A 14,346-nucleotide genomic window follows, 5' to 3' on the forward strand; every position below is an offset into this window, starting at 1 on the left:
CAGCCCTCAACGCAGCTTCAAGGTGGACAGGCCGACCAGCGCCAGGATGACGGCGATGATCCAGAACCGGATAACGACGGTCGGTTCCGACCAGCCCTTCTTTTCAAAGTGATGATGGATGGGCGCCATGCGGAACACCCGCTTGCCCGTCAGCTTGAACGACGCGACCTGGATCATTACCGACAGCGCCTCCAGCACGAACAGCCCGCCGACAATGGCCAGCACCAGTTCATGCTTGGTGATGACGGAGATGGCGCCCAGCGCCCCGCCCACCGACAGCGACCCCGTATCGCCCATGAACACCATTGCCGGCGGCGCGTTGAACCACAGGAAGCCCAGGCCGGCCCCGACCAGCGCGCCGCAGAACACGGCCAGCTCGCCCGTGCCCGGCACATGATGGATGCCCAGATAGTTGGAGAAGATGGCATTGCCCGACAGATACGCGATCAGGCCAAAGCAGGAGGCCGCGATCATGATCGGCACGGTCGCCAGCCCATCCAGCCCGTCCGTCAGGTTCACGGCATGGGAAGACCCGATGATGACGATGATGGCGAACGGCACATAGAACCATCCCAGATGGATCAGCAGGTCCTTGAAGAAGGGCAGGGCCAAACCGGTGCCCATCTCCCACGGCGTGACCATCAGGTACCAGCCCGTGGCGACGGCGGCGACCACCAGGGTGGCCACCAGCTTCACCTTGGACGACAGGCCCTTGGTATTGCGCTTGGTCAGCTTCAGGTAGTCATCGCCAAACCCGACCAGACCGAAACCGACCGTTACCAGCAGCACGATCCAGGTATAGGTGTTGGTCAGGTCCACCCACAGCAGGGTGGAGACGATGACGGCGATCATGATCATCAGGCCGCCCATAGTGGGCGTGCCCTTCTTCTTCAGATGCGTTTCCGGCCCGTCGGTACGGATCGGCTGACCTTCGCCCTGCTTGGATTTCAGCCAGCGAATGACGCGCGGCCCGATGACGAAGCTGATGATCAGCGCCGTCATCACGGCCCCGCCTGTCCGGAACGTGATGTACCGGAACAGGTTGAAAATCTGGAATTCGTCCGCCAGGGGATAGAGCAGGTTATACAGCATCGTTATCTCTCGGTTTCCCCGCCTTGTTGCCGGCGGTCGTCCCTTGCGGGTTATTGTCCTGTTGTGCGCGGTCCAGCGCCTTCAGCGCGTCCACCACCAGCGCCATGCGGCTGCCGGCGGACCCCTTCACCATCACGGCGTCGCCTGCCTTCACGGCGGCGGTGACGATGGGGGCCAGGGTGGCGCTGTCGGGCGTGTGCGCGCCGCGCTTGTCGGCGGGCAATGCGTCAAACAGATGGCGCATATTGGGACCGCAGCAGAAAACCAGATCGGTGCCGGCCTTCACGAACGGATCGGCCAGACCGGCATGCAGGACGGGCGCGTGATCGCCCAGTTCGCGCATGTCACCCAGAACGGCGATGCGCCGCCCGCCCGCGCCGACTTCCGCCTGACCCAGCACACCGGCGGCGGCGGCCACGGACACGGGCGAGGCGTTGTAGCTTTCATCGATCAGGGTGAAGGAGCCGCTTTCCAGCTCGATCGCCCGGCGCTGCCCGCGTCCCTTGATGGGGGCCAGCCCGGCCAGCGCTTCCGCCGCCTCTGCCACATTGCCGCCCGCCGCCTTCACGGCCAGCAGGACCGCCAGCGAATTGACCGCATGGTGCTTGCCCGGCAGGGGGATGGTGTAGGTGACGTCAATGCCATCAATGTGGGCCGTGACCACGCCATGGTCGGCATGCGGCTCATACTTCAACAGCCGCCCATCCGCACCCTCATGCGCGCCGAACGACTGGATCCGCGTCAGTCCCTGCGTGCGGGCAGCGGCCAGAAGGCGGGCATAATGGGCATTGTCGCGCGGCAGGATGGCCGTGCCGGATGCGTCCATGCCCTCGAAAATCTCGGCCTTGGCGTCGGCGATATGCTCGACACTGGCGAAGAACTCGATATGGACGGCTTCCACCGTCGTGATGATGGCGATGTCAGGCCGCACCATGCGCGACAGGGGGCCGATCTCCCCGGCATGGTTCATGCCCAGTTCGAACACGCCGAACCGGCTCTCGGCGGGACAGCGCGACAGGGACAGGGGCACGCCCCAGTGATTGTTCAAGCTGCCGACGGTGGCGAAGGTCTTGCCCTGGCTGTCCAGGGCGACCTTCAGCGCCTCCTTGGTGCCCGTCTTGCCGACCGACCCGGTGACGGCGATGATCTTGCCGCCCGCCCGCACCCGGCCCATGCGGCCCAGGTCCTGCAGGGCCAGCATCGTGTCATCCACCTTGATCAGGCGAGCATCACTTTCCATGCCGGCGGGGATGTCGGCCACGATGGCGCCGGCGGCCCCCTGGTTCAGGGCCTGGGCGACAAAGGCATGGCCGTCGAAATTCGGGCCTTTCAGCGGGATGAACAGGTCGCCCTTGGCAATGGTGCGGCTGTCGATGGACACGCCCATGACGGTCCAGGCAGCATCGCCCAGCGCCTTGCCATTGCAGGCCGCCGCCACTTCCTTGCCCGTCCACAGGATGTCTGACATCCCACACCCACCCTTCAAAAACGCACTAAACCCAAACTCACAGGCCCGCCACCACCTGACGGGCCACGCTGGCATCATCGAAGGGACGGACCTCGGTCCCCACGATCTGCCCCTGTTCATGCCCCTTGCCGGCGATGATCAGCACATCGCCGGGCCCCAGCTCGCCGATGGCAACCGCGATGGCCTTGGCCCGGTCATCCACTTCCAGGGCGCCGGGGCAGGCCGCCATGATGGCCGCGCGGATCGTCGCCGGTACCTCGCTGCGCGGGTTATCGTCGGTAACGATGCAGCGGTCGGCCAGACGGGCCGCGATGGCGCCCATCATGGGCCGCTTGCCCTTGTCGCGGTCACCGCCACAGCCGAACACGACCGACAGCTTGCCATTCGTATGGGGCCGGGCCGCGTGCAGCACCGTCTCCAACCCGTCCGGCGTATGGGCGTAATCCACATAGACCGCCGCGCCGTTCTTGAGGGTTGCAACCATCTCAAGCCGGCCGCGCACGCCCGTCAGCATGGAAAGCTGGTTGGCGGCCTTTTCCGCATCCTCACCGGTGCCGATGGCCAGCCCCAGGGCGCACAGCGCGTTCCACACCTGGAACCGCCCGACCAGCGGCATCTCCACCGTCCGGCGACGCCCGAACAGCTCCAGCTCCAGCCGCTGACCATGGGGCAGGGGCTTCACCTCAATGACGCGCAGTTCTTTGCCTGCCTCACCAAAGCCGATGACATTCTGCTTGCGGGCATGGGCGGTAGCCGCGATCTGTTCGAATTCCGGGATGTCGGCATTGACGACAGCGGTTGCCCCCTTGGGCATCACACGGTCGAACAGCATCAGCTTGGCCTTCAGATAGGCCTCCATGGTGCCGTGATAATCCAGGTGGTCGCGCGTCAGATTGGTGAAACCGGATGCTGTCACCAGCACCCCGTCCAGGCGGAACTGATCCAGCCCGTGGCTGGACGCTTCCAGCGCCAGATGCGTGACACCGGCGCGGGCGACATCGGCTAGCGTGGCGTGCAGGGCCACCGGGTCGGGCGTGGTCAGGCTGTCTGTCTGCGGAAAGCCAGGCGCGACCAGGCCCAGCGTGCCCATGGCACCGGCCTTATGGCCCAGGCCGGCCCAGATCTGGCGCGTGAACTGCGCCGTGCTGGTCTTGCCATTGGTGCCCGTGACGGCGGCGATCTTCTCCGGCTGTTCGCCGCTGAAGCTGGCGGCAAGCAGGGCCAGACGCCGACGGGGATTGGCATCCTCGATCAGGGTCACATGGTCTGCCCCTGCGGGCAGGGTGGTGCCCTTGGGCGCCAGGATGGCGACGGCGCCGGATGCGATGGCCTGGGGAATGAAATCACGCCCATCACGCAGCGTGCCCGGCAACGCTGCGAACAGCGTTCCGGGCACGACCTTGCGGCTATCCGCCGTCAGGTTGGTGATGGGTGGGTCGCGTTCCAGTGCCAGCGCTGATACCGCCAGTTCGGTCCGTGATGCCATGATCTCCGACAGCCTTTTCATCAATCCTCTTCACCCCCGGCCTGCAACGATGCCGGTACCGCCGCCACCTGCGCGCCCGGCGGGGCCACCGCCCCCGGATGCACGGCCATGGCCTGGATGATCTCGGGCGAGTTATTGTCCTGCGGCTTCACACCCAGCAGCGGCCCGATCTGGGCGATGATGGCACCTGCCGTCGGCGCGCCGACCCAGCCGCCGGTGGCAAAGCCAAAGGTCCGCTTGTTGCCCTTGGGTTCATCCACCAGGACATAGACGACGTAGCGCGGGTCATTGGCGGGGAAGACGCCGGCAAAGCTGGAGATTCGGGCGTTGGTGACATAGCCTCGACCCTTCACCTTGTCCGACGTACCGGTCTTGCCGCCCACGACATAACCCGGCACATCGGCCTTGCTGGCCGTACCTTCCGTCACCACCAGCCGCATCAGCTTGCGCATGGTGATGGAGGTCTGCTCGCTGACGATGCGGGTGCCGGGCACCTCGTTCGGGTTCTCGCGTTTCAGCAGGGTGGCCGGGTGCATGATGCCGCCATTGACGACACCGCCCACGGCCTGCACCAGATGCGCGGGGCTGACCGACATGCCGTGACCAAAGGAAATGGTCATCATGTTCACTTCACGCCACGGGTTCGGGATCATGGGCCAGCCACGTTCCGGCACTTCCAGGCTGGCCTGACGCAGCAGGCCCAGGCGGCCCATGAATTCCTTCTGCGCGTTCGGCCCCACCTGTTCGGCCATCTTGATGGAACCGATATTGGAGCTTTCCTTGAAGATATCGGCCACATCCATCCAGTGATTGACCGGGTGGTAATCCTTGATCAGGAAGCGGCCAATCTTGATGGGGCGGGTGGTGTCGAAACTGTCCTGCAAACGCACCTTGCCGGACTCCAACGCCATGGCGGTGTTGAAGATCTTGAAGGTGGAGCCCATTTCGTACACGCCCAGCGTGTTCCGGTTGAACCGCGGATCGGTATCCTGCTCCTGCGTGGGCGGCGGCGGGGCGTGCGGGTCGAAATCGGGCACGGAAACCATGCCCAGGATCTCACCGGTACGCACATCCATCACCATGCCGGCGGCCCCGATGGCGTTGAATTCGTCCACGGCGTTGACCAGTTCCTTGCGCAGCACATGCTGCAACCGGACATCGACCGACAGGCGCAGCGGCTCGTCGCTTTCCTTCAGCCTTGTGTCAAACGCCTGCTCGATCCCCATCAGCCCGTTATTGTCCACGCCGCTGAAACCCACGACATGGGCGGCCAGATTGCCCTGCGGATAGACGCGGCGCTCTTCGCGCTGGAAATTCAGGCCGGGGATGCCCAGGCGGAACACTTCCTGCTGCTGGCGCGGCGACAGGTTGCGCTTGATCCAGACAAAGCGCTTGTCCGACTTCAGATCGGCCAGCAGCGTCACCGGGTCCAGCTCGGGCAGAACGGTTGACAGCTGCTGCACCGCTTCGCGGGCATCCAGGATCAGCTTGGGATCGGCGAACAGCGAGGCCGTGTGCAGGGACGTGGCCAGCAGCACCCCGTTGCGGTCCACAATGTCGGCGCGGCTGTTGGTCATGGTGCGCGTGGCGGCGCGGGCCACCGACGGTTCCTTGGCCCCGCCGAAGCTGACCGTGGCATCCACCAGCTTGGCCCCGACCGCACCGAAACCGACGGTGAAGGCCGCCATCATGACGACCAGACGCGACTTGCCCATGGCCAGCGCGGTGGACGCACGGCCATTGACGCGGATGCGCGGTTCCGTCCGCCCGCCTTGGCCATACCGGTCACCGCCGGCCAGATCGAAACCCGTCAGGCTGTAATTGATGTCGGTCATCGCGTGGCTCCATACTTCGCCAGGATCACCGGGCCTTCAGGCTGGCGTCGCGACGGGGCGGGAGGGACGGGCTTGGGCATCGGCGCGCGCTCGATCACGTCCGGCGCGCGGCTGCCCGGCTTGCGGCCGGGAATGGGGGTATAGGGGGGCGGCTGGTTCGGGTCCTTCTCGGGCAGGTCGGACAGGCGCGCGATCTGCGCGGCACCGGTCGCCTGCAACAGCAGATGTTCGGCCGACAGCTTTTCCAGGCGCGTCGGATCGTTCAGATACGCCCATTCGGCCTTCAGGACCTGGATTGCCTCCTGCTCCGTCACGATGGCGCGGTTCAGGCGGTTCAACTCACGCTCCTGCTCCTGCGCCTTATAGCTGGTCTGGTACAGGATGCCGCTGGCGGCACAGGAAACGGCGATCCAGACGATGGTGGACTTCCCGATCATGCGGCTTCTCCCTGTGCCCAGGCCGGTGCCTCGGTACGGATGGCGGTACGCAGCCGGGCGGACCGGGCGCGTGGATTGCGGGCCTGTTCTTCCGCACCCGGACCCGTGCCGGATTTGGAGAGCAGGCGGAACGTGGGGGCGGGGCCGGATGCTGCCGGGCCCGGCATATGGCGCGACGGACCCGGCAGATTGCCCGACCGTTCGCGCATGAATTCCTTGACCAGCCGGTCTTCCAGCGAATGGAAGGTGACGACGCACAGCCGCCCGCCGGGCAACAGCAGCCGCTCGGCAGCGGCCAGTGCCCGCTCCAGCTCACCCAACTCGTCATTCACATGAATGCGCAGGCCCTGGAAGCTGCGGGTGGCGGGGTCGATCCCGTCCTTGGATTTCGGTACGCAGGACCGGATGACATCGGCCAGATCGCCCGTCCGCTCAAACTTCTTCTCCGCCCGGCGCAGGACGATGGCGCGCGCCACACGGCGCGACAGCCGTTCCTCACCATAGCGATAGAAGATATTCGCCAGATCTTCTTCCTCGGCACTGTTCACCACATCGGCGGCGGTCGGGCCGGTATCGCCCATGCGCATGTCCAAGGGCCCGTCGAAACGGAAGCTGAACCCGCGTTCCGGCGTATCGATCTGTGGCGACGACACCCCGATATCCAAGACGATGGCATCCACCCTGGAAACACCGGCGGCGGCCAGCAGCGCCTCCATATCCCCAAAACAGCCGTTTAGCAGGGACAGGCGCGGGGCATAGGCCTCGATGATGGGCCGGGCGCGCTCATGCGCTGCGGGGTCGCGGTCGATGGCGAACAGGCGGATGGCGGCACTGTCCAGCAGGGCGCGGCTGTACCCGCCGGCGCCAAAGGTGCCATCCACGACCGTCTGCCCATCGGCAACGGCCATGTCATGCAGCACTTCGGTGAGCAGGACGGGGATGTGAACGGGCTGTGCGGTCATCATTCCCCCTTCGCCAGGCCCTTGGCCTTGGCCAGCACGGTGGAGAGGGAGATGTTGTTGTTGCGGGCCTGTTCGCGCACCGCTGCCTCATGCGCCGCAAACGCCACCGGGTCCCAAAGCTGGAAGGTGTTGCGGCGGCCGATGAAGGTCACATTCTCGGTGATCCCGGCAAAGCCCATCAGGTGGTCGGGCAGGATCACGCGGCCTTCGGGGTCCAGCGTCAGTTGCGCCGACTGGCCGAATACGGTGGTTTCGATCAATTCCCGCTCATCATCCGGCATGTACGGATTGTCCAGCGCGTCGGACAGCTTCTCCAGATAGGAGAGCGGAGCCGCATCCAGGGCGTGGGCCTTCAGCGAGGGAAAGATCACCATTTCCGTGGGCGTGCCTGCCACCAGTCCCGCCGACAAGGTCGCACGGAAGGGAGCGGGGATGGAGACCCGACCCTTCTTATCAACCTTGTTGACATATGTGGACAGGAACAAGCCCATCACGCCCCACCTTGTTGGTGCCACCCCGGCACCGGATTTCCCGCCGACCCCTCCAACGCCCTGTCGATCACCCCTTCCGATACAGCCTCGAAGGCGGCATCATCTGGGCATGGATGGGCTGATGGTCCCTGTCTTTGGGTCTTTATGGGATACCATGGGAATTTATGGGAGAAAAGGGGAGATAGTAATGTCTCGCCCTGATTCGGCGTTTTTCCACAGCGGGAGTCTTGAACTGTGGATAAGTCGCTCCCAAAGATGAAAAACAAGTCCATCTGCCAAGATATGCTTGGTTTTTCTTGTTCCGATTTGATTCGCGCTGGGCGGCGGACTGAAAGGCATAGGCAATCTATGCCTGCCTTTTCTTAAAAATAACCCGAATGGACAGGGTGTTTTTCTGTTAACTAGAAATTCGAAATATCCTGGGAATTTGGGCGATATCTCGAAAACCGTGATATTTAAATTTCAAACCCGCTTTCCGACCCGTTCTTGTGCCTAGATATTGTGGGGTTGGGGCCGATTTTGGCCCTAAATCTGGGCGGCTTTGGGGCCGAGGGGGAGGTGTGGCAGCGGGTTGCCGCTGTGATGGCGCGCACACCTGTAAACCATTCGTAAATAAATCATGCCGCGATGCAAGGTAAAGGGCCAGACGGTCTGTAAGCCGGGTTCTGTCCACCGGACCATATCCCACGTGTGGATGGTATCCGGGGGATGGTCATTCCTCTGGGATGCCCATTGCTGGACACCTCGCGCAACCCACCCGGACGACAGCGCGGAAGTGCGCCTGGGCGTTGCCGCCCGTGCCGTCCCTATTCGGTTTTGCTCCCGGTGGGGTTTACCATGCCAACCCTGTCGCCAGGGTCGCGGTGCGCTCTTACCGCACCCTTTCACCCTTACCGAAATCCAGCAATCCCAAGGGGTTGCTGGCGTCGGCGGTCTGCTCTCTGTGGCACTTTCCCTGGGGTCACCCCCGCCGGGCGTTACCCGGCACCGTACTTCCGTGGAGCCCGGACTTTCCTCCCCCATGCGGGTTTCCCCATTGCATGAGAGCGACCATCCGACCGTCTGGCCGGCGGGTTGTAGGCGCTTGAGGTCTGGAAAGCAACCGCGATCAGATGCCCGAGTCTCGGACCAGGGCGCGCAGCGCCGCGACCGTCTCACGATCCATGCCTTTGCCTGTGCTGGCCGGCACCCAATGCCGCTGGAACGCCGACAGGGCCGCTTCGGTGCTGTCGTCCCATGTTTTCCCATGGGCGCGGTGTTCGTCCCATGAAATCCCATCCGGGGCGACCTGATAGCCAAAACGTTCCAGCAGCCGGGCAATCTCGTCCTTTTCCCATGCCGTCCCATCGGCGGGGCGCGGGTCGGGCCACAATCCCACCCCCGCCATGGCCAGGCCCAGCCAGTCGAACAACTCGCCCGGATCTTGCTTTCGCAAGGGCGCGATATCGGAATGGCCCAGCACGCGATGGGCCGGGATGGGATAAAGCGTCAGAAGATGTGTGGAAAGATCGGCCAGGGCGCGCATCTGCGCCTCCGGGAAGGGCCGGTATCCCCATTCATGGCCGGGATTGACCAGCTCGATCCCGATGGAGCGACTGTTGATATCATCCTGCCCGGCCCAGCGGGAGGCACCCGCATGCCAGGCGCGGCGGTCGTCGGGCACCAGTTGGAAGATGCGGCCATCCTCCTCGATCATGTAATGCGCGCTGACCTCTGCCGCTGGATCGCACATGCGGGCCAGGGCCGACGGCCCATCCTGCATGCCGGTATAATGGATCACCAGCATATCCGGCGGCCCGTCGGTCCGGCGCGGGCCATGGTTGGGGCTGGGATAGGGGATGAGGGGGGGAGAGGTCATACGGCGACCATGCTGTCCAACGATCCCTTTATCGTCATCCCGGCGAAAGCCGGGACCCAGGGGCCAAGTGCGCCGTGCTTTTCGATATTTTGGCCAGACTCTGCAAAACTATTGAGTTTGCGGCCCCTGGGTCCCGGCTTTCGCCGGGATGATGGGTTGAGTGGCCAATTCCCTTGCACGTCAAACCTCACCGTTCGCCGGCCCAACAGGCTGCCGCGATTTCGTTCAATTCCTCGATGCTCAACGCTCTCTCGCCCTCACGGTGAAGTCGCCCGAAAAGCCTGCCCATCGGCAGCGCACGACCATCTGGCTGGCGTGATTGGCGCTCACCTTCGTCCTGCCCTTTGGCGGTGACGGTCAGGATGATGCCCATGATGCCCCCCCTGTAAGGCACTATTGCCTTGCACTGTATGCCTCACACCGTGTTGCGCGCCACCACGATCTTGGGCCGGCGGATCAGGATGATGCCGACGCCGGCGATCACCAGCACGCCGCCGACGATCAATGCCCAGCTCATCGCCTCGCCCAGCCAGAGCACGCCCGACGCCACCCCGAACACCGGCACCAGCATCAGGAAGGGCACCGTCTGGTTCACATCATATCTGCGCACCATCGGCTGCCAGATGGCATAGGCGATGATGGTGGAGGCAATGACCATATAGGCGATACCGGTCCAGGCACCCCAACTGGCATTCAGCACCTGCTCCACCTGTCCGCTTTCAAGCACGAAGGAATAGAGCAGCAGCTGCGGCACTGCGAACAGCGCCATATAGGCATTCAGCTGATAGGGATCGACCGTCCCCATCCATTTCACCTGGATGTTGGAGAAGCTGAACGCCGCCGCCGCCAGCACGATCAGCAGAAGATGGAACGGGTCGCTTTGCCCGCCGCCGCCGCGCAGCGCGATGACGGCCACGCCGACAAAGGCGATGCCCATGCCGATCCCCCGGCGCCAGCCCAGCGTATCCTTAAAGAAGTAGGCGGCCAAGAGGCTGGCGAACGGCACCTGCAATTGGATCACAATGCTGGCCGTCGATGCCTCCGCCCCCACCATGCCATGCAGCATCAGGGGGAAGTGAACACCGCCCAGGACGAAGGCATAGGCAAGGACCTGGCGCAGCTGGTTGCGCGGGAATTTTACGAAGGGCAGAAGGATGGCCGCCACGATGGCAAACCGGATCGCCATCATCAGCATCGGGGAAAATTCGCGCAGCGCATAGCGTGAGACCGCGAAATTGGTCCCCCACAGCGCCATCACGAACAGCGCGCCCAGCATATGAACCGGTCTCATCCGCCGCTTCCTCAACAGGTTGGCTGTCAAAACTATCGTTTCACCGGCAACAATGGCGAACGCGCAGCCTGCCACCCTGCAATGCGCGCCTGGGATATGCCCTCAGGTCGGCACTTGTCACACCTCCCACCCGAAAGAGCCATTGTGCCTTTCCGCTGCCTTCCCTTCCAATATTGGCAGGTAAGGAGAGATGTGATGGCCGAGTTCGACGCCTACGAACTGTACATGCTGACCTTGATCAACCGGGCGCGGGCCGATCCCGTGGCGGCGGCTGCCGCCTTCGGCATCGACCTGAACCAGGGGCTGAACCCCGGCACCATCTCCGCCACCGCTAAGCAGCCGCTGGCCCCCAACAATCTGCTGGCGGCGGCGGCAGAGGCGCATAGCGACTGGATGCTGGCGACCGATAATTTCAGCCATACCGGTATCAACGGCTCCAGCCCTGGCGACCGGATGGCCGCCGCCGGCTACCGCTTCACCGGTGCCTATACCTGGGGGGAGAATATTTCGTGGAGCGGGACGACGGGCCAGATCCGCACCAGTCAGCTCGCCGCCTATATCGAGCAGCAGCATCGCGGCCTGTTCCTCAGTCCCGGCCACCGCGTCAATATCCTGGGCGACAATTACCGGGAGATCGGGATCAGCCAGCAATTGGGGGAGATGACGGGCTACAACGCCTCCATGATCACCCAGAATTTCGCGGCCACGGGACAGGCCCGCTATGCCACCGGCGTGGTCTTTAACGATCTGAACGGCGATGGCTATTACAATCCCGGCGAAGGGGTGGGCGGCGTGTCGATCGCCGTGAATGGCAATGTCTTGGGGCAGACCAGTGCCGCCGGCGGCTATGCCATCGCCATGACCAACGGCACCTGGACCCTGGGGTTCAGCGGTGGTGGCCTGACCGGCAGCTATCATCAGACCGTCAGCATGAGCGGCCTGAATGTCGGGGTGGATGCCAAGGCCGCCCTGTTCGCACCCGTCACCTTCCAGGCCTGGAACAGCACCACCAACAGCTTCGTCGCCACCACGCCCACGGCCTATACCGGTCCCGTGGCGCATCTGGACTGGCAGATGCTGGGGACGGTGGGTGCCGATAATGTCGCCGGCAGCGAGCAGGATGATTTCGTCAACTTAGGCGGCGGCAATGACGCCGCCAATGGCGGGGCCGGTAACGATGTGCTGGATGGCGGCACCGGCTCCAATTTCCTGATCGGCGGGGCGGGGCAGGACATCTTCTTTGCCGACGGGCGCGGCGGTCAGGTGGCCTGGACCACCATCGTCGATTTTGAAAAGGGGGAGCAGGTGAATATCTGGGGCTGGCGCCCCGGCACCAGCCGCTTCACCTGGACCGCCGATGACGGCACCGCCGGGTATAAGGGGGCGACCCTGCATGCCGATCTGGACGCCGACGGACGCATCGACATTTCCGTCACCTTCGCCGGCCTTGCCCTGTCGGCGCTGGGCGTCCCTCAGGAAAGCGACGGGCTGCTGTTGCTGGTGTGAGCTGGGGCGTGGCTCCCTCACCCTCCCTCTCCCGCCAGCGGGCGAGGGGCTAAATATAGAAGTACGCCCGAATTCCGCCCCTCGCCCACGAAGTGGGAGAGGGAGGGGCCCGAACGCGCCAGCGTTTGGGAGGGTGAGGGCAGATGCCGATGCCGCCCCCATCCAATGACTTGCCCAAATGGCAACCCTGGCCCCCCATCCCTGGTAGCTTCCCAACGGCACCCGCATGTGTATAGTGCGGCGAACCTTTTGATCTGGGACATGGAACCGGCTTGCGCCATTGGGTGCGGGCGGGCTCGGTGTCCCATAACCCGTTTCTTGGCGGCCCCGCCGGCCCGCCCATGGGAGAGCCAGGTTCATGTCCAGCAATGACCGTTTCCGCGAAGCCCTGACCTTTGACGATGTGCTGCTGGTGCCGGCCGCGTCGGAGGTTATGCCGGCAGAGGTCGACACCAAGACCTGGCTGACCAAGTCGATCCAGTTGGGCATTCCGCTGCTGTCGGCGGCCATGGATACGGTCACGGAATCGGCCCTGGCGATTGCGATGGCGCAGTCGGGCGGCATCGGCGTCATCCATCGCAACATGGATATCAGCCGTCAGGCTGACGAAGTGCGCGCCGTCAAGCGCTTCGAATCGGGCATGGTGGTGAACCCCTACACGCTGCGCCCCGACAACACGCTGGCCGACGCGCAGGAGCTTCAGCGCCGTTACCGCTTCTCCGGCTTCCCCGTGGTGGATGAGAACGGCAAGCTGGTCGGTATCCTGACCCACCGCGACGTGCGCTTTGCCAGCAACCCGAACCAGCCGGTCAGCGAGCTGATGACCAAGGACGGTCTGGTCACCGTCAAGCCGGGCGTGTCCAAGGAAGAGGCCAAGCGCCTGCTGCACCAGAACCGTATCGAAAAGCTGTTGGTCGTGGACGATGCCTATCGCTGCATCGGCATGATCACCGTCAAGGATATCGAAAAGGCCCAGAACCATCCGCATGCCGCCAAGGATGCCGCCGGTCGCCTGCGCGCCGCCGCCGCCACCGGCACGGGTCCCGATGGCCTGGAACGCGCTGCCGCCCTGTTCGATGCCGGCGTTGACGTCCTGGTCATCGACACGGCCCATGGCCATTCCAAGAAGGTGGCCGATCAGGTGCGCGCCGCCCGCAACCTGCCGAACTATACCCAGATCATCGCCGGCAATGTCGCCACCGCCGACGCGGCGCTGGCCCTGATCGATGCCGGTGCGGATGCCATCAAGGTCGGTATCGGCCCCGGCTCCATCTGCACCACCCGCATCGTGGCCGGCGTGGGCGTGCCGCAGCTGACGGCCATCCTGGACGTGGTTGAGGCCTGCCAGAAGCACGGCATCCCCGTCATCGCCGATGGCGGCATCAAATATTCTGGCGATCTGGCCAAGGCCATCGCCGCCGGTGCCTCCTGCGCCATGATGGGCGGCCTGTTCGCCGGTACCGATGAAAGCCCCGGTGAGGTCATCCTGTTCCAGGGCCGCTCCTACAAGGCCTATCGCGGCATGGGCTCCGTCGGCGCCATGGCCCGTGGCTCCGCCGACCGTTACTTCCAGGCCGAAGTGTCCAACACCCTGAAGCTGGTGCCCGAGGGCGTGGAAGGCCGCGTGCCCTATAAGGGCCCGATCGGTGCCGTGGTGCATCAGCTGATCGGCGGCCTGCGCGCCTCCATGGGCTACACGGGCTGTGCCACGCTGGAAGAGATGCGGACCAAGCCGAAATTCGTGCGTATCACCAATGCCGGCCTGCGCGAAAGCCATGTCCACGACATCACCATCACCAACGAGGCGCCGAATTATCGCCAGGGGTGAGGGCTATTCTTTTATGCTCACTCTCCTTAGCTGAAGTCTTGGGAGAGTGAGTTATGTCTATTGATTGCGCCTCTGAATAGTATATCTTGTAA

The 14,346-nt window shown here is 64.1% G+C and carries 12 protein-coding genes and 1 other RNA gene; 2 read left to right on the forward strand and 11 right to left on the reverse strand.

Features of this window, described 5'->3' with window-relative positions; all coding sequences use genetic code 11:
* Window positions 1-6 precede the first annotated feature (6 nt).
* From mraY to ACT6Q8_RS01830, 11 genes are all read right to left on the reverse strand, one after another.
* Entirely contained in the window at window positions 7-1,092 is a 1,086-nt protein-coding gene (gene mraY, locus ACT6Q8_RS01780; protein ID WP_102111794.1) for a phospho-N-acetylmuramoyl-pentapeptide-transferase, read from the reverse strand.
* Window positions 1,082-2,560, reverse strand: coding sequence for a UDP-N-acetylmuramoylalanyl-D-glutamyl-2,6-diaminopimelate--D-alanyl-D-alanine ligase (locus tag ACT6Q8_RS01785; RefSeq protein ID WP_444732443.1), 1,479 nt, complete (start codon window positions 2,558-2,560; stop codon window positions 1,082-1,084). The genes mraY and ACT6Q8_RS01785 overlap by 11 nt, the downstream gene beginning before the upstream one ends.
* A gap of 37 nt (window positions 2,561-2,597) precedes the next feature.
* Entirely contained in the window at window positions 2,598-4,046 is a 1,449-nt protein-coding gene (locus tag ACT6Q8_RS01790; protein WP_444732444.1) for a UDP-N-acetylmuramoyl-L-alanyl-D-glutamate--2,6-diaminopimelate ligase, read from the reverse strand.
* 20 nt (window positions 4,047-4,066) lie between these two features.
* Window positions 4,067-5,881, reverse strand: a complete 1,815-nt coding sequence (locus tag ACT6Q8_RS01795) for a peptidoglycan D,D-transpeptidase FtsI family protein (RefSeq protein ID WP_054165940.1) — start codon at window positions 5,879-5,881, stop codon at window positions 4,067-4,069.
* Complete coding sequence (ftsL, locus tag ACT6Q8_RS01800) at window positions 5,878-6,318, reverse strand: cell division protein FtsL (protein WP_054165941.1); 441 nt, start codon at window positions 6,316-6,318, stop codon at window positions 5,878-5,880. The genes ACT6Q8_RS01795 and ftsL overlap by 4 nt, the downstream gene beginning before the upstream one ends.
* A complete protein-coding gene (rsmH, locus tag ACT6Q8_RS01805) occupies window positions 6,315-7,280 on the reverse strand; it encodes a 16S rRNA (cytosine(1402)-N(4))-methyltransferase RsmH (protein WP_054166018.1) in 966 nt (321 codons plus the stop codon). Before rsmH ends, ftsL begins: the two co-directional genes overlap by 4 nt.
* Window positions 7,280-7,771, reverse strand: a complete 492-nt coding sequence (locus ACT6Q8_RS01810; RefSeq protein ID WP_054165942.1) for a division/cell wall cluster transcriptional repressor MraZ — start codon at window positions 7,769-7,771, stop codon at window positions 7,280-7,282. Before ACT6Q8_RS01810 ends, rsmH begins: the two co-directional genes overlap by 1 nt.
* Before the next feature lie 638 nt (window positions 7,772-8,409).
* Window positions 8,410-8,837, reverse strand: an RNA gene (rnpB, locus tag ACT6Q8_RS01815) — RNase P RNA component class A.
* A gap of 42 nt (window positions 8,838-8,879) precedes the next feature.
* The gene (locus tag ACT6Q8_RS01820; protein WP_444732445.1) at window positions 8,880-9,629 is read right to left on the reverse strand and encodes an N-acetylmuramoyl-L-alanine amidase; all 750 of its coding nucleotides are present in this window, start codon (window positions 9,627-9,629) and stop codon (window positions 8,880-8,882) included.
* Window positions 9,630-9,816: 187 nt separating this feature from the next.
* Complete coding sequence (locus tag ACT6Q8_RS01825) at window positions 9,817-10,002, reverse strand: hypothetical protein (RefSeq protein ID WP_054165944.1); 186 nt, start codon at window positions 10,000-10,002, stop codon at window positions 9,817-9,819.
* A 42-nt stretch (window positions 10,003-10,044) separates the two neighbouring features.
* A complete protein-coding gene (locus ACT6Q8_RS01830; RefSeq protein WP_054165945.1) occupies window positions 10,045-10,920 on the reverse strand; it encodes a DMT family transporter in 876 nt (291 codons plus the stop codon).
* Between the two features lie 195 nt (window positions 10,921-11,115).
* Here ACT6Q8_RS01830 and ACT6Q8_RS01835 point away from each other — a divergent pair, with 195 nt between their 5' ends.
* Together ACT6Q8_RS01835 and guaB are read left to right on the forward strand one after the other, a co-directional pair.
* On the forward strand, window positions 11,116-12,426 hold the full coding sequence (locus ACT6Q8_RS01835; protein ID WP_444732446.1) for a CAP domain-containing protein: 1,311 nt from the start codon (window positions 11,116-11,118) through the stop codon (window positions 12,424-12,426).
* A gap of 358 nt (window positions 12,427-12,784) precedes the next feature.
* Window positions 12,785-14,254 carry an IMP dehydrogenase gene (gene guaB / locus ACT6Q8_RS01840; protein WP_444732447.1) on the forward strand — a complete coding sequence of 490 codons (1,470 nt, stop codon included), beginning with the start codon at window positions 12,785-12,787 and terminating at the stop codon, window positions 14,252-14,254.
* Window positions 14,255-14,346 lie beyond the last annotated feature (92 nt).

The sequence above is a fragment of the Niveispirillum sp. genome (genome assembly GCF_052437035.1).
Classification (GTDB): Bacteria; Pseudomonadota; Alphaproteobacteria; order Azospirillales; family Azospirillaceae; genus Niveispirillum.

What these genes read in the sequence shown, in the direction of transcription:
- guaB (WP_444732447.1), top strand. Translation starts at nt 12,785, where the DNA reads ATGTCCAGCAATGACCGTTTCCGCGAAGCCCTGACCTTTGACGATGTG.
- ACT6Q8_RS01820 (WP_444732445.1), bottom strand. Translation starts at nt 9,629, where the DNA reads ATGACCTCTCCCCCCCTCATCCCCTATCCCAGCCCCAACCATGGCCCG.
- rsmH (WP_054166018.1), bottom strand. Translation starts at nt 7,280, where the DNA reads ATGACCGCACAGCCCGTTCACATCCCCGTCCTGCTCACCGAAGTGCTG.
- ACT6Q8_RS01830 (WP_054165945.1), bottom strand. Translation starts at nt 10,920, where the DNA reads ATGAGACCGGTTCATATGCTGGGCGCGCTGTTCGTGATGGCGCTGTGG.
- ACT6Q8_RS01795 (WP_054165940.1), bottom strand. Translation starts at nt 5,881, where the DNA reads ATGACCGACATCAATTACAGCCTGACGGGTTTCGATCTGGCCGGCGGT.
- ACT6Q8_RS01790 (WP_444732444.1), bottom strand. Translation starts at nt 4,046, where the DNA reads ATGGCATCACGGACCGAACTGGCGGTATCAGCGCTGGCACTGGAACGC.
- ACT6Q8_RS01810 (WP_054165942.1), bottom strand. Translation starts at nt 7,771, where the DNA reads ATGGGCTTGTTCCTGTCCACATATGTCAACAAGGTTGATAAGAAGGGT.
- ACT6Q8_RS01825 (WP_054165944.1), bottom strand. Translation starts at nt 10,002, where the DNA reads ATGGGCATCATCCTGACCGTCACCGCCAAAGGGCAGGACGAAGGTGAG.
- ACT6Q8_RS01835 (WP_444732446.1), top strand. Translation starts at nt 11,116, where the DNA reads ATGGCCGAGTTCGACGCCTACGAACTGTACATGCTGACCTTGATCAAC.
- mraY (WP_102111794.1), bottom strand. Translation starts at nt 1,092, where the DNA reads ATGCTGTATAACCTGCTCTATCCCCTGGCGGACGAATTCCAGATTTTC.
- ftsL (WP_054165941.1), bottom strand. Translation starts at nt 6,318, where the DNA reads ATGATCGGGAAGTCCACCATCGTCTGGATCGCCGTTTCCTGTGCCGCC.
- ACT6Q8_RS01785 (WP_444732443.1), bottom strand. Translation starts at nt 2,560, where the DNA reads ATGTCAGACATCCTGTGGACGGGCAAGGAAGTGGCGGCGGCCTGCAAT.